Annotated in this window: 13 protein-coding genes and 3 pseudogenes; 14 read left to right on the forward strand and 2 right to left on the reverse strand. The window is 72.0% G+C overall.

Annotated elements, in window-relative coordinates; genetic code table 11:
• Positions 1-181: 181 nt before the first annotated feature.
• The 3 genes from ACO0M4_RS32005 (at position 182) to ACO0M4_RS32015 (ending at position 7,000) form a co-directional block, all read left to right on the forward strand.
• A complete protein-coding gene (locus ACO0M4_RS32005; RefSeq protein ID WP_430374570.1) occupies positions 182-2,491 on the forward strand; it encodes an FdhF/YdeP family oxidoreductase in 2,310 nt (769 codons plus the stop codon).
• A 135-nt stretch (positions 2,492-2,626) separates the two neighbouring features.
• A complete protein-coding gene (locus ACO0M4_RS32010) occupies positions 2,627-3,553 on the forward strand; it encodes a LysR family transcriptional regulator (RefSeq protein WP_430374571.1) in 927 nt (308 codons plus the stop codon).
• A 276-nt stretch (positions 3,554-3,829) separates the two neighbouring features.
• Positions 3,830-7,000 carry a tetratricopeptide repeat protein gene (locus tag ACO0M4_RS32015; RefSeq protein WP_430374572.1) on the forward strand — a complete coding sequence of 1,057 codons (3,171 nt, stop codon included), beginning with the start codon at positions 3,830-3,832 and terminating at the stop codon, positions 6,998-7,000.
• A 119-nt stretch (positions 7,001-7,119) separates the two neighbouring features.
• Here ACO0M4_RS32015 and sigJ read toward each other — a convergent pair whose 3' ends face one another.
• The gene (gene sigJ / locus ACO0M4_RS32020) at positions 7,120-8,058 is read right to left on the reverse strand and encodes an RNA polymerase sigma factor SigJ (protein ID WP_430374573.1); all 939 of its coding nucleotides are present in this window, start codon (positions 8,056-8,058) and stop codon (positions 7,120-7,122) included.
• A gap of 283 nt (positions 8,059-8,341) precedes the next feature.
• Here sigJ and ACO0M4_RS32025 point away from each other — a divergent pair.
• The 3 genes and pseudogenes from ACO0M4_RS32025 to ACO0M4_RS32035 form a co-directional block, all read left to right on the forward strand.
• Positions 8,342-8,629, forward strand: a pseudogene (locus ACO0M4_RS32025) (carboxymuconolactone decarboxylase family protein); the annotation flags it as partial.
• A gap of 53 nt (positions 8,630-8,682) precedes the next feature.
• On the forward strand, positions 8,683-9,069 hold the full coding sequence (locus tag ACO0M4_RS32030) for a DoxX family protein (protein WP_430374574.1): 387 nt from the start codon (positions 8,683-8,685) through the stop codon (positions 9,067-9,069).
• 110 nt (positions 9,070-9,179) lie between these two features.
• On the forward strand, positions 9,180-10,148 hold the full coding sequence (locus ACO0M4_RS32035) for a nitronate monooxygenase (RefSeq protein ID WP_430374575.1): 969 nt from the start codon (positions 9,180-9,182) through the stop codon (positions 10,146-10,148).
• A gap of 46 nt (positions 10,149-10,194) precedes the next feature.
• On the opposite strand, the gene ACO0M4_RS32040 is transcribed toward ACO0M4_RS32035, so the two are convergent.
• Positions 10,195-11,211, reverse strand: coding sequence for an Lrp/AsnC family transcriptional regulator (locus ACO0M4_RS32040; RefSeq protein ID WP_430374576.1), 1,017 nt, complete (start codon positions 11,209-11,211; stop codon positions 10,195-10,197).
• Positions 11,212-11,395: 184 nt separating this feature from the next.
• On the opposite strand from ACO0M4_RS32040, the pseudogene ACO0M4_RS32045 reads away from it, so the two are divergent.
• The 8 genes and pseudogenes from ACO0M4_RS32045 to ACO0M4_RS32080 all read left to right on the forward strand — a co-directional run.
• Positions 11,396-11,692: pseudogene (locus tag ACO0M4_RS32045) on the forward strand (MFS transporter); the annotation flags it as partial.
• A 98-nt stretch (positions 11,693-11,790) separates the two neighbouring features.
• Positions 11,791-12,933 carry a peptidase dimerization domain-containing protein gene (locus ACO0M4_RS32050; protein ID WP_430374577.1) on the forward strand — a complete coding sequence of 381 codons (1,143 nt, stop codon included), beginning with the start codon at positions 11,791-11,793 and terminating at the stop codon, positions 12,931-12,933.
• A 310-nt stretch (positions 12,934-13,243) separates the two neighbouring features.
• Positions 13,244-14,404 carry a ferritin-like domain-containing protein gene (locus ACO0M4_RS32055; RefSeq protein ID WP_430374578.1) on the forward strand — a complete coding sequence of 387 codons (1,161 nt, stop codon included), beginning with the start codon at positions 13,244-13,246 and terminating at the stop codon, positions 14,402-14,404.
• A 662-nt stretch (positions 14,405-15,066) separates the two neighbouring features.
• On the forward strand, positions 15,067-15,834 hold the full coding sequence (locus tag ACO0M4_RS32060) for a hypothetical protein (RefSeq protein ID WP_430374579.1): 768 nt from the start codon (positions 15,067-15,069) through the stop codon (positions 15,832-15,834).
• Positions 15,831-17,312 carry an NADH-ubiquinone oxidoreductase-F iron-sulfur binding region domain-containing protein gene (locus tag ACO0M4_RS32065; RefSeq protein ID WP_430374580.1) on the forward strand — a complete coding sequence of 494 codons (1,482 nt, stop codon included), beginning with the start codon at positions 15,831-15,833 and terminating at the stop codon, positions 17,310-17,312. Before ACO0M4_RS32060 ends, ACO0M4_RS32065 begins: the two co-directional genes overlap by 4 nt.
• A gap of 66 nt (positions 17,313-17,378) precedes the next feature.
• Positions 17,379-17,585, forward strand: a pseudogene (locus ACO0M4_RS32070) (VOC family protein); the annotation flags it as partial.
• A gap of 292 nt (positions 17,586-17,877) precedes the next feature.
• The gene (locus ACO0M4_RS32075; protein WP_430374581.1) at positions 17,878-19,488 is read left to right on the forward strand and encodes a carboxylesterase/lipase family protein; all 1,611 of its coding nucleotides are present in this window, start codon (positions 17,878-17,880) and stop codon (positions 19,486-19,488) included.
• 248 nt (positions 19,489-19,736) lie between these two features.
• On the forward strand, positions 19,737-21,311 hold the full coding sequence (locus tag ACO0M4_RS32080) for an alpha/beta hydrolase (RefSeq protein WP_430374582.1): 1,575 nt from the start codon (positions 19,737-19,739) through the stop codon (positions 21,309-21,311).
• Positions 21,312-21,331: the final 20 nt, after the last annotated feature.

Below are 21,331 nucleotides of genomic sequence, written 5' to 3' on the forward strand. Positions count from 1 at the left end.
TAGGCGTCATTTATCACCCCAGAAGAAGCGCCTCTTTGACTTTCTTCGGCGAGCGAATGGAGACTGTCCCGGCGGTGGTCCGCAACTCGTCCGGGGCCCGCGAATTCAGGCGCCGACGACGTTCTCCGCCGACCAGCGCGCACCGTGTGCGCGGACGCATCAGGAGGGGGCTGAGCAGGCCATGAGCACCATCGAGGACCCGGCCGAGGACCCGATCGACGACGTGTCGGTGACCCCGCCCAAGACATGGGCCACCGGTATGCCCGCGGTCACCCACGCGCTTGCGTACTCGCTTTCCCAAACGTCGGTGCGGCGGACGGCGCTGACCCTCCTGAACATCAATCAGGCCAAGGGCTTCGACTGCCCCGGCTGTGCCTGGCCGGAACCCGCGCCGGGAAAGCGGCACCGCAACGAATACTGCGAGAACGGCGCCAAGCACATCAACGACGAGGCGACGTCGCGGCGCGTGACCGCTGATTTCTTCCGCACACACTCCGTCGCCGATTTGGGCCGTAGGTCCGACTACTGGCTCAACCAGCAAGGTCGGCTGACCGAACCCATGGTCAAGCGCCCCGGCGCGAGCCACTACGAGCCGATCGGCTGGGACCAGGCACTGGACCTGATCGCCCAGGAGCTCCGGGCGCTGGACTCCCCCGACGAGGCGCTGTTCTACACCTCTGGACGACTCAACAACGAAGCCGCCTTCCTCCTCCAGTTGTTCGCCCGCGCCTACGGCACCAACAACCTGCCCGACTGTTCCAACATGTGCCACGAGTCCAGCGGGTGCGCGCTTCAGGAGACGCTGGGCATCGGCAAGGGCAGCGTCACGCTGGACGACATCCACCACGCCGACCTGATCTTCGTCGTGGGGCAGAATCCCGGCACCAACCACCCCCGGATGCTCTCCGCCCTGGAGGAGACCAAGCGCAACGGTGGGAAGGTCATCGCGGTCAACACGCTTCCCGAGGCCGGCCTGATCCGCTTCAAGCACCCGCAGAAGGCGCGCGGCGTGGTCGGCCGCGGCACGCCGATCGCCGACCAGTTCCTGCACATCCGCGCCGGTGGCGACCTCGCCCTGTTCCAGGCCCTCAACCGGCTGCTGCTGGAGGCCGAGGAGGCAGCGCCCGGCACCGTACTCGACCACGACTTCGTCCGGACCCACTCCACCGGCTTCGCCGAATTCGCCGAACACGCCCGGAAGATCTCCTGGGACGACGTCCTCGCCGCCACCGGACTGCCCCGTGAAGAGATCGAGCGGGTGCACGAACAGGTCCTGGCGAGCAAGGGGATCATCGTCTGCTGGGCGATGGGACTGACCCAGCACAAACACGGTGTGCCCTCCATCCGCGAGATCGTCAACTTCCTGATGCTGCGCGGGAACATAGGCAAGCCCGGGGCGGGCGTGTGCCCGGTCCGCGGCCACAGCAACGTGCAGGGCGACCGCACCATGGGCGTGTGGGAGCGGATGCCGCAGAAGTTCCTCGATGCGCTGGGAGGCGAGTTCGGTTTCCGCGCGCCCACCCGGCACGGGCTGGACTCGGTGAACGGCATCCGCGCCATGCGCGACGGCAAGGCGAAGGTCTTCCTGGGCGTCGCCGGCAACTTCGTACGGGCCACCCCCGACAGCGACGTCACCGAGGGCGCGATGCGGCGGTGCCGGCTCACGGCCCACATCTCCACCAAGCTGAACCGCTCGCACACCGTGTGCGGCGACACCGCCTTGATCCTGCCGACCCTGGGCCGCAGCGACCGGGACGTGCAGGCCACCGGCGTGCAGTTCTACACGGTCGAGGACTCCATGAGCGAGGTCCACGCCTCCCGCGGCAAGCTGCCGCCCGCCTCCCCTCACCTGCTCAGCGAGGTTGCCCTCATCGCCCGGTTGGCCCGCAGGACCCTGGGAGCGGACCCGTCCATCCCCTGGGAGGAGTTCGAGGCGGACTACGGCACCATCCGGGACCGGATCGCCCGCGTCGTACCCGGCTTCGAGGACTTCAACGCCCGGGTGGCCGAACCCGGCGGCTTCCGCCTGCCCAACCCGGTCAACCAGGGTGTCTTCCCCACCCCGAGCGGCAAGGCCGTCTTCACCCGCAACGACTTCACGATGCCGCACATCCCGGAGGGCCATCTGCTGCTCCAGACCCTGCGCTCGCACGACCAGTGGAACACCGTCCCGTACGCCATGAACGACCGCTACCGCGGCGTCCACAATGCCCGCCGGGTCGTCCTCGTCAACCCCGCCGACCTGGACGCCCTCGGCGTCGCCGACGGCGATCTGGTGGACCTGGTGAGCGTGTGGCACGACGGTGTGGAGCGCCGCGCGGAGGGTTTCGTGGTGGTCTCCTACCCCACCACGCGCGGCTCGGCCGCCGCCTACTACCCGGAGACCAACGTCCTGGTCCCCCTCGACAGCGTGGCCGACATCAGCAACACGCCCACCTCGAAGAGCGTCCTGATCCGTCTGACCCCGGCGCTGTCCCCCGCCGACCGCTGACGCCCCGGCCGTCGTGCCGACGCCCCAGCAGCGTGCGGCGCCCCTGAACCGTTTCCCGATCGGCTTCCTCCGTGGTGATTCGATGAACGTCTACGCCGGTGCCGACCGGGTCCGCCTCACCTCCGGGAGATAGCGATGCTGTTCCGTCAGCTGGAGTACCTGGTGGCGCTCGCCCGGGAGCGCCATTTCGCCCGCGCCGCCCAGTCCTGCCACGTCTCCCAGCCGGCCCTTTCCGAGGCGATCCGCAAGCTGGAGGACGAACTGGACGTACTGCTGGTCCGGCGCGGCCGCACCTACGGGGGCCTCACCCCCGAGGGCGAGCGCATCGTGCTGTGGGCACAGCGGATCCTGGCCGACCGCGACGCCCTCAAGGACGAGGTCGACGCGCTGCGCACCGGCCTCAGCGGGCGCCTGCGGATCGGCTCGGTCCCGACCGCGTCGGGCGCCGTCTCGCTGCTCACCGCACCGTTCTGCGCCGCGCACCCGCTCGTCACCGTGGAGGTGACGGCGGACCTCCGCTCCGAGGAACTGCTGCGCCAGTTGCGGAACTTCGAGATCGACGCCGGCATCACCTATCTGAGCCAGGGCATCTCCGAGAACTTCCAGACGGTCGCCCTCTACGAGGAACGGTACGTACTGCTGACCAACGCGGCCGACGAACTCTCCCGTCGTCCGACCGCGACCTGGGCCGAGGCGTCCCACCTGCCCCTGTGCCTGCTGACCGCGAGCATGCAGGGACGGCGGGTGCTGGACGAGGTCTTCGCCGGGGTCGGCCTACAGCCGATGCCGCGGGTCGAGACCGATTCGGTGGCCTCACTGTTCGCCCACGTCAGGACCGCCCAGTGGGCCAGCATCGTGCCGTACGCGTGGCTGCACGTCTTCGGCGTACCGCACGGCATGCAGGCGGTGCCGCTGGTGGAGCCCGACCACGCGGCGCCCATCGGGCTGGTGACCGCCGCTCGGGAGCCGGGCTCGGTCATGGCCCGCGCCCTGCTGGAGACCGCCCGGCGCACCGACACCGCCGCGGTCCTGGAGAGCCTCCCCCACCATGCGGGCTCCTGATCGCCGACCTGCGGGCCCGAATCCTCGGCCGACGTGCTCTGGGCACCCGTGCTCTGTTGGACTTTCTCCGTACGGCCTGGGCAGGGCAGGATGAGTGCCTGACGGCCGTGGACGAGGTAGTTGCGGTCGACCTCGGTGCTCACGTGGACGGTGCGGCATCGCGGCAGCGGCGACCAGGGGGTGGCAGTGACTGGCGGCAGCAATGACCAGGACGGCAACGGGCTCCGGCACGGCACCCCGACGCCCCGGCCCACGCCCGCCCCTCCCCCGGCGCCCGTGTCCAACAGCATCCGTGACAGCACCATCCACGGCCCCGTCATCATGGCCGGCAGCATCGGCGACCTGCGGGTGACCGTCCAACAGGTCACCCCCGTCGCACCGTCCCAACAGGTGGTGGGCCGGATCCCGTTGCTGGCGAGCGCGTTCCAGCCGCGGACCACGACGCGGGAGGCGATCGAGCGGGCCCGGCGCGGGAGTGAGACCGTGGTCCTGACCCAGCTGTTGTCCGGCGCGGGCGGTGTCGGCAAGAGCCAACTCGCGGCGTACTACGCAGGGCAGGCCGTCGCCGAGGGGATCGACGTCGTGGTGTGGGCCGACGCGGGTGAGGTGTCGGCGGTCACCGGCGTCTATGCGCGCGCCGCGGTCGCGGTCCAGGCACCGGGGGCGGTAGGGAACTTCGCGAGTACCGAGCGGGACGCCGAGTGCTTCCTGAACTGGCTGGCGAGCACCGACCGGAGCTGGCTGGTGGTCCTCGACAACGTCACCGACTTCGGCGCGGGCGGGCTCTGGCCGAGCGGATCGCGACGCGGCAACGGGCGGGTGCTGGCCACCACGCGGCGACGCGACGCCGCGGCCAGTGCGGCCGGCCGGACGCTGGTGGATGTCGACCGTTACACCAGGGAGGAGGCGGCCGCCTACCTGCGCGAGCGGCTGACGCAGGCCGGGCGGGCGCCGCTGCTGGACGACCGGGCCGACGAGCTGGCCGAAGCGCTGGGGCGCCTGCCCCTCGCCCTCGGCTATGCGGCGGCCCACATCATCAACACCGGCTGCACCACCGGCGCGTACCTCACCCTGCTCACCCAACGCAGCCACTCCCTCGACACCGTGCTGCCCACCAGCGCCGACGCCGAGAACTACGGACGCCCCGTCACCGCCGCGCTGCTGCTCGCCCTGGACGCCGCGCAGCGCCAGGAACCGCGGGGACTGGCCGTGCCCGCGATGCGACTGGCCGCGGTCTTCGACCCGACCGGGCACCCCCGAGAGCTGTGGACCACCGAGGCCGTCACCCGCTACCTCACCCGGCACCGCACCGCACCGCCGGAGACGGCGGAGCCGGCCCGGCGGCGGCGACGCGCCAGGACCGCCGCCGCACCGGTCAGCGCGGACGAGGCGCTGCGTGCCGTGGCCGTGTTGCACAACTACAACCTGCTCTCCGACCAAGGCCCGGCGGCCGGAGCACGCGCCGTCAGCCTGCATGCCCTGACCGCCCGCGCCGCGCTGGACACCACCCCCGAACCCGGCGTCCTGTACCGCGTGGCCGCCGCCGGGCTGGTAGAGCTGTGGCCCGAAGAGGACCACGCGGACCGCGATCTCGCGGCCGCCCTGCGGTCCAGCACCGAGGCGCTGGCCGAACTCGCCGGCGACGACCTCTGGCGGCCGGGCAGCTTCCCGGTGCTCTACCGGGCCGCCGAGAGCCTCTTCGATGCCGGCCTGTTCAGCGCCGCGATCGTGCAGTGGGAGCGGATCGCCGCCAAGGCCCGGGTCCTTCGGGGCCCGCGCCGTATGGAGGCGGTGATCGCCCAGGGCCAACTCGGCGTCTCCTGCCTCGCGGCGGGCCGCGCCGAGGAGGCGATCACCATCCTGGAAGCACTGTTGCGCGACCGCCACCGGTCCGCCTGGCGCCGCCGTCGCGAGCTGCTCACCGCCCGGGCGAACCTGGTCTCCGCCTACCGGGACGTCGGACGGACCGAAGAGGCCGTCTGGTGGGGCGAACAGGTCGTGGCCGCCAGCGAGCGCCTGCTCGGTCCGCGGGACCCGGAGGTGCTCTCCCGGCGCAGCAGCCTGGCCGGCGCCTACTTCCAGTCCGGCCGCACCGGCGAGGCCATCGGCATGCTGGAACAGGTCCTGGACGAGACCGAGCGCCTGCTCGGCCCCGACCACCCCGACACCCTCACCGCCCGGCACAACCTCGCCACCTGCTACGGCCGGGCCGGTCACCAGGACGCGGCGATCAGGCTGGAGGAGCAGGTCGTCGCGGCGGCTCCGAGCCGGTTCGGCGCCGAGCATCCCCACCATCTGAGCGCCCAGAGCAGTCTCGGCGCCTCGTACACGAAGGCGGGTCGCGCCGAGGAAGCCATCGCCGTACTGGAGCGGGTCGCGGCCGAAAGCGAACGCGTCCTCGGAGCCGAGGACCGCCAGACCCTCGTCGCCCGGGCCCACCTCGCCGATGCCTACGCCCAGGCCGGCCGGACCGGTGCGGCCGTCGCCCTGTTGGAGCAGGTGCTCGTCCTGGAGGAGCGCTTACTCGGCCCCGACCACCGCACCACCCACACCACCCGGTCGAACCTCGCCGTCTGCTACGCGAAGGCCGATCGGGTCGGCGATGCCGTCACCCTCCAACAACGGGTCCTGGCCGACGGCGAGCGTCTGCTCGCCCCCGGCGACCCGAACACCCACATCGCCCGGGGAAATCTGGTGTACCTGCTGCTGCGCCGGGGCCGGGACCAACTCCCCGACGATCCGCAAGCGGCGCTGCGGGACACCGCCGCGGCACTCGACGCCGCGGGCCCGCTCCTCACCACCGATCCAGGCGGGGCCGGTTGGGTTCCGGAGACGGCGTACCCACTGGCGGCCGACGCCTTCAACCACCGCCGACAGCCCACGCTGGCCGCCGAGTTCCGCGAGCGGGCCAGGAGACGGAACGACCGCAGCCAGCACCCGGCGGCCGCCGCGACCGACGCCGCCGTCCGCATCCGCCGCGCGCTGGCCCCCAACCGCCCCACCGCTCAACTGCCCGAGCTCCGAGGCTCGCACGAGCAGGCCATGCGAGCGGCCGACCAGGGAAGCCGGGCGGCGGCGCTGGCCTGGGTGGTGATCGCCGTGCGCGACCGCCCTGCCCTGGCCGACGCCTACCTGCCCTCACTCGCCCGGACGTTGGACGCCCTCACAGCCCGGCCGCCGGACCCCGGAAGCCAGGCGGAGCTCCTGCCGGCCGTGACGGCAGCCGTCGAGGCGGCCGCCGCACTGAACTCGATCCCCTCCGACGCACACCTCTGCGACCTGGCCCTGAACCTCACCAGCCTCGCCCTCTGGCTGCACCTCCTCGACCGCCCCGACCAGGCCCGGACCGCCGCCGGGGACGCCCACGACGCCGCGGACGCCCTGCCCGACATCCCCGCACTCCGTGCACACACGTCAGCTGTCCAGGCTTGGCTCCGGGCCAACTAGCCAGCTCCGGTACCCCGTTGGATCCGCTCGACGCGTACGCGTACGAGCCGCCACCGCACCGGGCAAGGGTGTTGCACGGGCGCGGGGCCGACACCTCCGATGGGCGTGGCCCACGCTCCCTAGGACTTTCTCTCCGGCAGCCGTGCGATATCGGATACGGGTCCGAGATGGCCGAGCTTGTCGGGATTGGACACCGAGTGGATCGCCTGGACCGCACCGTCGACGATGTCGAGTTCGACCACGCTGGCCACGCGCCCTTCGGCGTCGTACATCACGGCGCCCGGCCGGCCGTTGACCCAGACCAGCCGGAGGGAGATGCCGAGCATCCGGACCCGGCGGAACCCACCGACGAGCAGCTGCCCGACGCGCTGCGGGTCGCTCAGCGACTTCCCGAGCGCCCGCGCCTTGCCGCCGCCGTCCCCGTGGAACACCACGTCGGGCGCGAGCATGCCGAGCAGCGCGTCCATGTCGCCGCCCGCGGCCGCGTCGAAGAACCTCCGGGCCAGCTCCTCACCCGCCACCCGCCGTGCCCGGGGCGGCGCGCTGTCGACCGCCTGTCCCCCGGGGGCGATGCGCTTCCTGGCGCGGGCGAAGATCTGCCGGCAGTTGGCCTCCGACTTGCCGGTGATCCTCGCCACGTCCAGGTATCCGTACTCGAAGACCTCTCGCAGCACGAACACCGCCCGCTCCACCGGAGAGAGGGCCTCCAGCAGGACGAGGAACGCCATCGACAGCGAGTCGGTCAGCTCGGCGTGCTCGGCCGGTCCCGGCCGGTCGGCGGACACCACGACCGGCTCGGGCAGCCAGTCGCCCACGTAGGTCTCCCGCCGCACCCGCGCCGAACTCAGGTAGTTGATTCCCAGCCGGGTCACCGTCGTGGTCAGGTACGCCTTCATATCGGCGATCGCGGTGCCCGCTTGGTGCGCCCGGGTCAGGCCGAGGAACGCGTCCTGCACGATGTCCTCGGCGTCGCCCACGGATCCGGTCATCCCGTAGGCGATGGAGAACAGCAGCGCCCGGTATCCGGCCGCGTCCGTCCCACCTGCTGATCCTGGCACGGAACCCCTCCCACCAGCTCGCGTACGCGGCTTCCGGCCGAGCTCCATCCTCGCCAGCTCGTTCGATGATCCGCACGACGCCCAGCAGGGTATCCGAGGCGACCGGCCCGTGGTTCGTGCCGGGCAGGACACGATTGCCGGCGGAACCCACGGCCCGGCGGTGCGAGGGAGCGGGCCGCCAGCACCTCGCCGGCGAGACCCACGTCACATGCGCACCTGTCACAGCCCGCCCGGGTGCCCTGTCTTAGAGGGGCAACAGCGAACAACGATTGAGGAGTTCACGATGGAAGCCCGGTTGAACGTCTTCACCAGCCCGGTCGCGGCCAAGTTCGGGAAGCACCTCGTCGCGGCGGGCAGGGTGCTCGCGGACTCGACGTTGCCCGCGGCGACGCAGGAACTGGTCAAGCTCCGTGCCAGTCAGATCAACGGCTGTGGTTTCTGCGTCGACATGCACACCAAGGACGCCGCGCACGCCGGGGAGACCGCGACGCGCCTCGGCCTGGTCGCGACTACCGGCCCGGCCAGCACGGATAACCGAGATCTTCCGCTCCGCCGCACTCCTCGCGGCAGCGAACGCAGGCGGCCACAACCGCAGTCCCCCTACCACCCCGCAAGGAGAACCTCATGAACCTCGCCCTGTGGATCGTTACCGGTCTACTCGCCGTTGCCTACCTGCTCGGCGGCGGCAGCAAGGTGATCATGTCGAAGGAGAAGCTGGCCGCCGCCGGGGCCAGCGCACGATGGGTCGAGGACTTCAGCGCCGGTGGGGTGAAGGCCATCGGAGCCCTGGAGGTCCTGGCCGCGGTGGGGCTGGTCCTGCCCGCCGTGCTCCACATCGCACCGGTTCTGGTGCCGCTGGCTGCCCTCGGCCTGGTGATGATCATGGTGGGTGCGGCGGTCACCCGCGTCCGACGTCATGAGACCAAGCTCATGATGGTGGACCTGGTCTATGTCGTCCTGGCCGGTTTCGTGGCGTGGGGCCGCTTCGGACCCGAGTCCTTCCTCAACTGACGGCGACGACAGGGTGAAACACTGCTCGTGAGGTGTGCGGGGACGTTCAGTAGCAGGAGCGCCGGCGGGCAGTTCGTTGCTCCCGGCATGACGGGTGAGTGAGGTGTGCGGTGAGGGGATTGTCAACGGCGTTCACGGAACTGTTCGCTGTGGAGCATCCGATCGCCTTGGCCCCCATGGGCGGGTCGGCCGGCGGTGCCCTGGCGGCGGCGGTCTCGCGCGGCGGCGGCCTCGGACTGCTCGGCAGCGGCAACGGGGACCAGGACTGGCTGGCCCGCGAACTGCCCGTCCTGGCCGCCGAGGGCGCCGGGAAACCTTGGGGCATCGGCTTTCAGACATGGGCGATCGACGTCGGTACGGTCGCTGGGGCACTGGAGCACAACCCGGCGGCGGTGATGTTGTCCTTCGGCGACCCCAGTCCGTTCGTGGAGCGCATCCGTAGCGCGGACACGGCGCTGATCCTCCAGGTCACCGACCTGGAGGAGGCCCGGAGGGCGGTGGATCTGGGTGCCGATGTGATCGTGGCGCAGGGCACCGAAGGGGGCGGCCACGGGGCCCGGCACGGCCGGTCCACGCTGCCGTTTGTGCCGCTCGTGGTGGACCTGGCAGCGCCCGTGCCGGTGCTGGCGGCCGGCGGGATCGCCGACGGCCGCGGCGCGGCGGCCGCCCTGGCGCTGGGGGCTGCCGGAGCACTGCTCGGCACCCGCTTCCAAGCGACGACCGAGGCCCTGGTCGCCCCCGCGACGGCCCGGGCCATCGTGGCCGGACGCGGGGAGGACACCGAGCGCAACAGGGTGCTGGACATCGCCCGCGGCTCGCAGTGGCCGGCGAAGTACACCGCGCGCACCCTTGGCCACCCTTTCCTCGACGCGTGGCGGGGCCGGGAGAACGAACTCGCCACCGCCCCCGATGCCCGGCAGGAGTACCAGGACGCCGTGGCACGAGGCGAGATCCCCACACTGCCGCAATGGGCCAGCCAGGCCGTCGACCTCATCAACGACCTGCCGTCCGCGGTCGATCTGGTCGGCACCTTGGCCGCCCAGGCGGCGGACGCACTGGCCCGCGCCGGCAGGCGCTGACCGCGCTCACGGGGAAGGCGGCCGAGGGGCCGGCGAGGGGCCCCGGCTACCAGGGCGAGATCGGCTGAATGCCGATGCGGCGCCCCTCCTCGTCGAGGAGATGGCCCATGCGTTTGGCCGTGCGCAGGCCGACGATGCGGTCGGTCACCGTGAGGGTGGGCAGGCGGGCGCACAGGGCGATCTCGCGCCGCTGGATGTCTCCGAGGTCGTGCACCCAGAGCGTGGCGAAGATGTTCGCGGGACCGGTGACGGCCGCGACCAGGCGGCACTCGGGCAGGGCGGCGAGGGTGCGGTGGACGGTGCCGATGTCCCGTGCGGGCACCTGGCCGAGCAGGGATACCGGGACCGGACGGCCGGCGAGCGCGGAGGCGACGTCGCAGCGGAAGGTCAGGACCGCGGATTCCGTGAGGCGGCGCAGGCGGCGGCGGACGGTGGCCGGGCTGGTGGCCGTGCGCTCGGCGAGTTCGGCCAGGCCGAGGCGGCCGTCGCGGACCAACTCGTCGAGCAGGGACCGGTCGACGGGATCGAGTGCGAGGGTACGGGCCGGCTCCCAGGCCGCCGCCGCACCGCCGAGCGCCGTCAACTGGGCGGGATCCAGGGAGCGCAGTCGCCAGCGGCTGCCCTCGACGTAGAGCGAGGTGGCGAACAGACAGCTCACCGAGACGATGCCGGGCAGCCGGTCGAGCTTCTCGTGGAGAAACCGGGTGAGCGAGGGCAAGTCAGGGGCCAGCACATCGAGGAGCAGGTCGGCGCTGCCCGGCCCGGTGAGCTCGATCGTCACCACTTCCGGGAGCGCGCCCAGATCCGTCAACAGTCGGGACCGCTCCTGGGGGCGGCAGCGCAGCAGGACGAAGGCCGTGCAGCGGTTGCGGGTGAACTCCCGCCCGGGAGCCGCGTACACCCAGGCGAGCCCCGCCCCGGCCAGCCGCTCCCAGCGCCGCGCCAGCGTGCCCGCGGTCACGCCGAGCAGTGGCGCCAGTTCCGTCCACGAGGCCCGGGGCCGCAGTTGGAGGGCGTTCACCAGGGCGAGGTCGAGCTCGCTGGCGGTGACCGTTTCTCGCATCACAAGCACTCCGTACGTACGAATCCATGAATATTCGGGGTCGTTCGCGCCTCGGCCCGCAGAGTAGCCACCACATTCGGTTCCGGCCACCAGATGATCCAGAGGTGAAGCTGTGTCCACACACACATGGGGAACGGGGCGCGGGCCCGGGGCGCTCGGTTCCGGCGCGGGCCTCCTGGCGACGATGGCCGTCGTCGTCCTGTTCAGCGGCATCGTCCAGGGCTATCTGACGCCGCTGCTGCCCGAGGTCGGCCTGCGCCTCCACATCGGCACCGTGGGACAGAACAACATCTACCTGCTGTCCCAACTGGCCTTCGCGGTGCTGACGCCGCTGCTCTCCCGGCTCGGCGACCTGTACGGGCACCGCAGGCTGCTGCGGGTGGCCCTGGCGATGGTGGCGGGCGGTTCGCTCCTGATCGCGGTGCGGCCCTCCGCCGTGACCCTCGCCGTCGGCGTAGTGCTCCAGGGCGCCCTGGTCGGCTTCTTCCCGCTCCTCGTGGGCATCCTCCGCGCCCGCGCTCCGGAGCGTAATCGCGCCGGGATCTCCCTTCTCGTGGGGGTCCTGCTCACGCGATCGGCGTGGGCGGCCTGGTGGCGGGCGCGCTCAGCGAGCGGCACGCGGAGGCGGGCCTGTGGGTGGCCGTCCCGGTCGCCGCCCTCGCCGTGCTCGCGGGCCTCGTCCTGCCCGACAGCGACGCACCGCACGGCGGGCGCTTCCACTACCGGGCGGCAACGCTGCTCACCGCGGGCCTGGTGGCGCTCGTCCTGGTCCTCGCGCAGGGCGGTACGTGGGGCTGGGGCGCACCGCGCACGATCGCGCTCGCCGTGGTGGCCCTCGTCGCCCTGTCGGCCTGGGTGGTGGTCGAACGGCGGTCCGCGCATCCCTTGGTCAGCGTGCGGTTGCTGAGTAATCCACGCCTCGCCCTGGTCAGCGGCTACACCTTCTGCGCCGCGTTCGGCACGATCGGCTTCCTCGGCGCCAACGCCCTCTTCCTGGGCGCCGCACGGTCCGCGACCGGCTACGGCATGGGGCTGGGACCGCAGGCCATCGGCGCCTGGGACGTCACCTACCTCGGCAAGCCCTCGCACGCCGCACTCGCCCCCTGGGAAGGCGTCAACGCCCTCGACGCGCTGACCGTCGCCCACACCGCCATAGGTCTGCTCCGCCAACAGTTGCCGCCCGGTGTGGTCGTGCACGGGATCGTCACCGACGGCGGGCAGGCCGTGAACGTCATCCCGGCCCGCACCCGCGCGCGCTGCGAGGTCAGGGCGCCGAACGTGGAGCAGCTCGCAACGGCGTGGCAGCGGGTGCGCGCCTGCTTCGAGGCCGGCGCCCTGGCCACCGGAACCGAACTCCAACTACAGCCGCGGGGACGGGACTTCGCCGACCTGCGCCAGGACCCGGACCTGACGGAGGTGTACGCCGGAGTCCTCAGCGGACTGGGCCGTACCGCGATCCCGCGGCACGGCGAGTCGATGGCGTCGACGGACATGGGCAACGTCTCGCAGCTCATTCCCACGATCCACCCCACGATCGGCTACGACACGGGCGGCGCCCAGCAGCACACTCCCGAGTTCACCGCGTACGGCAAGAGCGCGGGCGCGGACCGGGCGGTGCTCGACGGGGCGACCGCGCTCGCCCTGACCGCGGTCGGTCTGGCGACGTCGCCGACCCAGCGGAGCCGGCTGCTCGACGGGGTGCGGAAGCGGCAACGGAGTTAGCCGGCCGGCCCCGGGCGCCGCGCGTCGCGTTCCGGTCGGATCGCGACGACGGCGAACGCTCCGGCTCGCGGCTGCGGACTGCGGAGCGCTCCTGCCTGCGCGGGCTGGTCGACCGGGCCGCCGACCCGGTGACTGCCGGATCGCCCGGCCACGACAACGCGCCGCCGACTGGACCGACAGGGTGGTGGATGCGCTGCCTGAAGCCGTGCGCGCCAGGAACGATTGTGCTGGCTGCTAGCTTCGCGAACTGTCCGAAGGAACCCAGGCAACTGCAGCCGAGGCGGGACCACGGTTGTGAGCGGAGGCAACGGTGACTGACGCGGCAGAAGCTCCGAACACCCTGGCAGACTCCCGGTTCAAGCGCCGGAGTTTCCTGGCATCGGCTGCTCTTGCGGTCGCCGCACCGGCCTCGGCCGCCGGTACCGCGCAGGCCACCGAGCCGCCGACGGACGGCCCTCCCACCACGCCCGACCACGGCTCCGTGCGGCGCCTCCTCGCCGTTCCCGAAGCGGGCCGCGGGGTGACCTGGATCAGGTCGGCCCTCCAAGCCGCCGTGGAACTCGAACTCGCCACCATCCCCGTGTACTTGTGCGGCTGGTGGTCTATCAAGGACCGCGACAGCGAGGCCGCCCGGTTGCTCCGCCGCATCGTCGGCGACGAGATGTACCACTTGGGCGTGGTGTCCAACCTGCTTGTCGCGGTGGGCGGGCGTCCGAACATCAGGGATGCGGCACCCACCTACCCAGGCCCACTACCCGGCGGCGTGCGCGCCGACGTGAACGTGTACCTGTCAGGGCTCACCAAGTCACTCGTGCACGACGTGATGATGGCGATCGAGGCTCCGGAAGCCCCGCTCGCCCAGGGCGTGAACAACTCGCTCAGCATTGGCCTCTTCTACAGCGATCTGCAGCAGGCGTTCCGGAAGGCGGAGCCCGAACTGTCGACGCGAGGGCAACTGTCCATGCACATCGGCTCGGACGTGCTGCGGCCGGTCGAGAACCTCGACGACGTCGAGTACGCCATCGAGATCGTCAAGGAGCAGGGCGAGGGCACCGCCAGCTCCCCCTCCGACACCTTCGAGGACGACCATCCGGCGCATTACTACGCCTTCGGTGAGATCTACCACGGACAACGGCTGCGCAAGGTGGGAGACAGATCGGAGTTCTCCGGCGCGCCCGTACCCTTCCCGGACGTCCGCCCCATGGCCCGGGTACCGGCTGACGGTTGGCCCCACCCCCCGGAGCACGTTCGGCGGCTCTTGGACCGTTTCGACGCCAACTACCACGCCGTGCTCACGACCCTCGACCGGGCCTGGGACGGGGGCGGTCACCGTGCCCTGAGCGCGGCAGTCCACGCCATGCGCGGGCTGGAGACCCCGGCGGTGGAACTGATGGAGATCGCTATTCCCGACGCCGCGGGCACCTACGGCCCCGAGTTCCGCCCGTTCCCCCGCCATGACCGGTTGAGTTGATATCCGCAGGCACGGCGCCGCACAGGAGGTTCTGCAGGCAGGAGGCTCCTGTGCGGCGCCGTTGACGTGCGAGGAGTCCCCGACACGGGCCCTCGGGCCCGCCCACGGACACCCACACACCCACACCAGCGGCTGCGGTCACGGCTACGGCTGGTGTGGCCTCGCCCGTCCCTTCGCCGACGGCCCGCACGGTCGGCCTGCGGCGGGTCGGCGGCCGGGACGGCCGCCGGTCACCTGCGGCCGCGGTCCGCCCCCGCCCATCGCCTGGGTGGGGATCTCGGCGCGCCCCACGGCTCCCGCGCGGGTGAGACGGGTCACAGCACGACCGGCATCTACTACGCGCGGCCGTAGACCCGAACTCCCGGCCGGGCTCCGAGAAACCGGCGCCGACGTCGGGACCTCGCTACGGTCGTGGGTCGTAGCAGGGAGCGTTGTCGCCGGCTGGGCTACGAGCTAACAATGTGCGCTGTCGTGTAGGGCCGCCATGCCACACCCGGCGGTGCCCTCTCCGACATGGGCATTCGGGCCGGATCCCGATCCGGCCCCGCCACGCCCTCGGCTGCGTGACCCGAGCGCAAGGAAGAAGGTGCCCCATCTCCAGCCTCGCCCTGCTCGCCCATCCTCCGGTCGGCGCCGCGTCGGCCGGAGTAGCCGCCCGGACGATGGCCTTCCTCGACCACTTCGCCGGCGTCTTCACCCTGCTCTCGCTGACCGCCGTGGTGACGTGCGGGCTCGCCGCCACCGACCGGCTGGTGCTCACCCCCCGGCTTCGGGTCGCCGTGCAGTCGGTGCACCGGGCGAGCGCCGTCGCAGCGCTCGGCTTCCTGGCCACCCACATCGCGGTCAAGATCGCCGAGCGGCACGCCGCCCCGCAGACCGCAGTGGTCCCGTTCACCGGCGGCGCCGCCCTCACGGCGAGCCTGGGCACCGTCGCCGCCGACCTGCTCGTCCTCATCGCGGCCACCGGTGTGCTCCGCGGTCGGTTCGCCGGCAGCCGCCGCCCCTGGCTGTGGCGGGTGCTGCACTCGACGGCGTACGCCTGCTGGCCGATCGCGCTGGCGCACGGGCTGACGGCGGGGCGCCAGGCACACCCATGGGTGCTCTGGGGCTACGGCCTGTGCGCGGCCCTGGTGGCGCTCGCACTGTTGGTCCGTGCACTTTCCTACCTGGGCCGCCACCGGACCCGGAGCCGGCGCCGGCGCGACGCCAAGGCGTACCGGCCCGCTACCGCCCGCCCGGCCGCGCTGGCCGCCCTGTCCACGCGGCCCGGCCGGCCCCTCACTCGCGCCCGTCCGATCTCCTGGGCCGCGGAACCGACGACGACGGCTCCCCGGCCCGCGCAGAGTGCCGGACCGGCCAGGCAGCCCAAGCACGCCGCGGGACCGGGGACCCGGCCGTTCCGGCTGGCCCAACCGGGGAGCGGCGAGTGAAGGACGCCCCGCTGGAGCTGCCCGAGGTGCGCTGGCTGGGTTCGGCCCGGCTGACCGCCGGCCTGGACCGCCACCAGCGCCTGGACCTCGCCGCACACACCCACGTCCACCCACCGCTCCCGCAGCCGGACCGGGACGGCCTGCTCGCCCTGGCCGCGGCCGTCGAGCTGCCCGGCCGCGGCGGCGCCGGTTTCCCGTTCGCCCGCAAGGCCCGGGCCACACTGGCCACCGCCGACCGCACCGGCGCGCCGCCCGTCATCGTGGTGAACGGCGCCGAGGGCGAACCCTCCAGCGCCAAGGACGCGACGCTGCTCGGCCGCGCGCCGCATCTGGTGCTGGACGGCGCCTGCCTGGCCGCGGCCGCGTTCGGCGCCGAGGAGATCGTGATCGGTGTCGCCGCGGGCAGCCCCGGCGAGATATCGGTCCCGGCCGCCCTCGCCGAGCGCGAACTTCCCTGCCCGGCCCGGACCGTGTGCCTGCCCGAACGCTTCGTCTCCGGCGAGTCCGGGGCCCTGATCCGTGGCGTCAACGGTCTGCCGGCGGTACCGGCGCCGCTGAAGACCCGCGCGGCCGACGGCGGAACGGGCGGCGTGCGCCGCCGTCCGACGCTCCTCTCCAACGCCGAGACCTGGGCTCAACTCGCCATCGCGGCCCGGCTCGGACCCGATGCCCACGCCGCCGTCGGCACCGCCGCCGAACCCGGCACGGTCCTGCTCACCGTCAACCGGCCGGGCACCGGTCCGCTGGTGGTCGAGGTTCCGACCGGCACCCGACTGGGCCCGGTCCTGGACGCCTGCGGCCTCCAGCCGGGCGCGGGGGTGCTGGTGGGCGGCTACCACGGCGCCTGGCTGCACCCGTCGGCCGCCGTAGACGCGCCGCTGTCCCGCGCCGGACTCGCCGACCTCGGCGGAACCCTTGGTGCGGGCGCCATCGTCGCGCTCCCCAACGACACCTGCCCGCTCGGCGAGACCGCCCAGGTCGCGGCCTGGCTGGCGGCCGAGTCCGCCGGCCAGTGCGGACCGTGCAAGCACGGCCTGCCCGCCGCCGCCGAGGCCCTCGCATTGCTGGCCGCCGGTGCCGCCGAGCCCGCGGTACTGGAGGACGCCCGGCGTGCCCTCGGTGCGGCTCAGGGCGGTGGTGCCTGCTCGCACCCGGACGGCACGGCCCGCTTCGTACTCACCGCGCTCGACGTCTTCTCCGAGGACGTCGACGCGCACCTCTCCGGGCCCGGCTGCGGCCGCCCCGTGCGCGGCGCGCTGCCCCTCCCCCGCGCAAAGGGCGCCCGGCTGGAGGTGGACTGGTCCCGCTGCACGGGCCATGGCCTGTGCGCCGTGCTGGCCCCTGACCTCATCCGCCTCGGCCCGCACGGCTACCCCCCCTCCACCACCATCCCGGTCTCCCCCTGGCAGGAGCACGGCGCCCGCCGCGCCGTCAACCAGTGCCCGGCCCTGGCATTGCGCCTCCGGCACCGCGGGTGAATCCTCCGGCAGACCCCTCGCGACTGCCGGCACTGACGCCGACATTGGTATTGCCATTGCCATTGCCATTGGTATTGGTATTGGTATGGGCGCTGGCCCCACCAAACGGTTCCTCAGCAGTTCCACCTCGACTTCGCGGTCGACGACCTGGACGAAGCCGAGAACCGGCTTCTTGAGCTGGGGGCGAGCAAGCCTGACCACCAGCCGAACCAGGACCGGTGGCGGGTCCTCACCGATCCGGCCGGGCATCCTTTCTGTCTGGTCAGGGGCTGACAGGCGCTGACGCCGACGAGCGTGCGGGGAATGAGCGGTGTTGACCGCGCACCACGACAAATGTCATGGCGAAGCGCATGAGGCTTGGCTCTACCAGGGAGCCGGTCGGGCGATCAGTCTGGGACATGAGCACACCCAGGGGAGCAACGGGAGGCCAACTCTCAGGAGCCAGGCATGGCACAGGACACCCACTGCCCTCCGGACCTCCGGGCCCCGACCTCGGACCTGGACCTGGACCTGGACCTGGACCTCCTGAACTACCCCTGAACTACCCCAACCTCAGGGAGGATTGATGAGACTGATATCGCGTCGCCGTGTTCCGCTCGCCCTTGCCGCCGGGCTGACACTGGCCGCATGCCTGACTTCACCAGCCGTTCCGGCGGTGGCCTCGGACGCGCCGAAGCGGCCGGTCGTGGCCACCGAAACAGGCTTGGTACGCGGCGTTGACCACGGGGACTACCAGACGTTCGCCGGAATCCCGTATGCGGCGGCGCCGGTGGGCCCGTTACGGTGGCGGCCGCCCGGCCCGGCCCGCCCGTGGCCAGGCATACGAGACGCCAGCCAGCCCGGCAGCCCATGCCCGCAAACACCCAACAGCGAGGCTCACAGCGGCAGCACGAACGAGGACTGCCTCCACCTGAACGTCACCCTCCCCCGTACCGATCGGCACCGGCCGCTACCGATCGTGGTCTGGCTACACGGCGGCGGGTTCCTCACCGGCGCCGGCAGCAGCTACGACGCGCACCGGATGGCCGTGCGCGGGCACGTCGTCGTGGTGACGCTCAACTACCGACTGGGCGTCTTCGGCAACTTCGGCTACCCGGGCCTCAACGGCTCGGGCGACTTCGGACTGGCCGACCAACAGGCCGCGCTGCACTGGGTACAGCGCAACGCCACCTCATTCGGCGGCGACCCGCGCAACGTGACGCTCGCCGGGGAATCAGCCGGCGGAATGAGCACCTGCACCCAGCTGACGTCGCCGAGCGCAGCCGGGCTGTTCGCCAAAGCGATCGTTCAAAGCGGCGCCTGCTCGGTCGACTTCGGCAAGAACGCCGTCTATCCGGGTGTCGCAGACTTCTCGCCATGGACGTCACAGGCGGCTGTGCGGTCCGCGGGCCAGCAGGCTGCCACCGCCCTGGGCTGTCCGCAGCCGGCCCGAGCGCTGTCGTGCCTGCGCGCCAAGCCCGCCGCCACACTGCTGAGCGCCAACCAGAACTTCCAACAGATCGCCTACGACACTCCCCTGGTGCCCCAACGCCCGGCGACCGCGTTGCGCGAGGGCCGATTCCACCGGGTCCCCGTCCTACAGGGCAACACCCGCGACGAGATGCGGGCCTACGTCGCCCCCCTTCAACAGCAACATCCGATCACCACCGACTCCTACCGCGCCCTGCTGCTGGACACCTTCGGCGACCGCGCCCGGCGCCTGGCAGCGGTCTACTCCCCCACCGCGTACGGCACACCGGCACTTGCCTGGGCGGCGCTGAACACCGACCGGGCCTTCGCCTGCCCGACACTCACCGCCGACCGGCTACTCGCCCGCCACACCGCCACCTACGCCTACGAGTTCGCCGACCGCCAGGCACCCAGCCTCGGCTACCCCCAGTCGCCGCAACTCCCATTGGGCGCCGCGCACGCCACCGACCTCCCCTACCTGTTCGACCTCGGCGGCCGGCCCGCCTCCTTCACCCCCGCGCAGAACAGGCTGGCCGCCCACATGATCGACTACTGGACGACGTTCGCGCGCACCGGCGCACCCGACCGCCGGGACCTGCCGCACTGGCCACGGACGCCCGCCCGGGCCGCTGCCCCGTACGTCCAGCAGCTCGACACCGGGCCCGGCGGGATCCACCGCGTGGACGGCGCCGCCGAACACCACTGCCGACTCTGGCCGCAGGATTGAGGACGTAGCGGTCCTGCTCCAACGCGCCGGCAGTCGACCACAGCAGCCCAGGAAGTCACCGTCACAGGAGACTCGGCGTCGAGCACGGCGACCTGCTCGGCGCCGACCTTCTGTGCGGTCTGGGCGGCCGGGTGGCCGGGTGGCCGATGTGGTACTAGCACCACCCCAAGTACGGAAGTTGGCTTCATTGATCGCCGGGCCCGGGCGGCCGAGTATCGAGGGAACCGACATTCCTCAAGGGGGAACGCATGCCCGTACCCGGGAAATCCACGCGCTGGGCGGCCGTCGCCGCATCCGTACTCCTCGCGGCAGCGGCCCTTCCGGTCGCGGGGGCGGACAGTGCCACGGCCGCGGACGCCTCCCGCCCAGGCGCCGCGCGCACACCCATGCGCTATCTGAACCAGCATCTCGACTGGCAGCCCTGTGCCTCCGGCGCGCTGGAGTGCGCGGCCATGGCCGTGCCACGGGACTGGCACCATCCCGACCAGGGCCCCAACCTGACCGTGGAGGTCTCCCGACACCGGGCGACCGATCCCGCCAAGCGGCGCGGTGTGCTGATGATGGCCGCCGGCGGCCCCGGAGCCTCCGGCCTCAAGCGGCCCGCAGGTCTGGCGGCCTACGCTCCGGGGCTGGCCGCCACGTACGACATCGTCAGCTTCGACCAACGTGGCGTCGGCAGCAGCACCAAGGTCACCTGCTCCGACCAGTCAGCCGTCGACGCCTACTTCTCCGGCGACAAACGCGACCGTTCCGCCGACGCGATCCACCAGACCTTCGCCCAGGCACGCGCCTTCGTCCGCGACTGCCAACGCCGCTCCAAGGGCCTGCTGCCCTACATCACCACCGAGCAGGCCGTCCACGACATGGACCTCTACCGGTCCCTCCTCGGCGCCGACACGCTCTCCTACTACGGTCCGTCCTACGCCACCGTCCTCGGTGCCTCCTACGCGACCGAGTTCCCGCACCGCGTGGCGCGCATGGTCCTCGACAGCAACGTCGACTTCACCGGCACGTGGCAGTCGTTCATGGAGGCCCAACCGTTCAGCTTCCAGCGCCGGTTCGAGGCGGACTTCCTCCCCTGGCTGGCGAAGAACGACGGCGTGTACCACCAAGGCCGGACGCCCGCACAGGCCAAGGAGACCTTCGAGCGCCTACGCCGCGGGCTGCACGAGCACCCGCTGGTCCTCGACGGGACGACCATCACCCCCGACCAGCTGGACGCCGCCACCAGCAACGCGATCTACCAGGCCGACCCGGGCTTCGAGAAGCTCGCCACCGCTCTGACGGTCCTGGAACACCCCGATACCGCACCGCCCGCCGCCAAGCAGGCCCTCGCCGCGGCGCTGGCGCACCCCATCGACGCGGGTTTCGTGGCGGACTTCTTCTCCGTCGTCTGCAACGACACTCCCTGGAACCGCAGCACCAGCTACTGGACCGCACAGAGCGGCCGCGCCACACGCGACTACCCGCTGGTGGGCGCCCGCTCGCTGGCCTACTCCGCGGTCTGCGCCGCCTGGCCGCGCTCCACCGCACCCCACATCCACATCACCGGGCGCGACCTGCCCCCCATCCTCATGCTGAACTCCACACATGACCCCGCCACTTACTACGAGGGCGCACTGCGCGACCACCGGACTCTGGCCGGCTCGCGTCTGGTGACGGTCGGCGGCGGCGGTGATCACGGACAGTTCCAGAACCACAACGCATGCGTCGACAACCTGGTCGAGGGCTACCTCCTCAACGGAACGGTCCCGCCCACCGACACGACCTGCACCGCCAACCCGCTCCCGGTGCCGAGCAAAGCCGGCACGAACCCGCACTAGCCGGTCGCCCCGCGTGGGAC

Origin of the sequence: Streptomyces sp. RGM 3693, assembly GCF_050471125.1 — a bacterium.
Lineage (GTDB): Bacteria > Actinomycetota > Actinomycetes > Streptomycetales > Streptomycetaceae > Streptomyces.

Bases quoted from the DNA above. Each gene is read 5' to 3' on its own strand.
- ACO0M4_RS32005 (WP_430374570.1), top strand. From the start codon at position 182: ATGAGCACCATCGAGGACCCGGCCGAGGACCCGATCGACGACGTGTCG.
- ACO0M4_RS32010 (WP_430374571.1), top strand. From the start codon at position 2,627: ATGCTGTTCCGTCAGCTGGAGTACCTGGTGGCGCTCGCCCGGGAGCGC.
- ACO0M4_RS32030 (WP_430374574.1), top strand. From the start codon at position 8,683: ATGAACCTCGCCCTGTGGATCGTTACCGGTCTACTCGCCGTTGCCTAC.
- ACO0M4_RS32040 (WP_430374576.1), bottom strand. From the start codon at position 11,211: ATGCGAGAAACGGTCACCGCCAGCGAGCTCGACCTCGCCCTGGTGAAC.
- ACO0M4_RS32060 (WP_430374579.1), top strand. From the start codon at position 15,067: ATGGCCTTCCTCGACCACTTCGCCGGCGTCTTCACCCTGCTCTCGCTG.
- ACO0M4_RS32075 (WP_430374581.1), top strand. From the start codon at position 17,878: ATGAGACTGATATCGCGTCGCCGTGTTCCGCTCGCCCTTGCCGCCGGG.
- ACO0M4_RS32080 (WP_430374582.1), top strand. From the start codon at position 19,737: ATGCCCGTACCCGGGAAATCCACGCGCTGGGCGGCCGTCGCCGCATCC.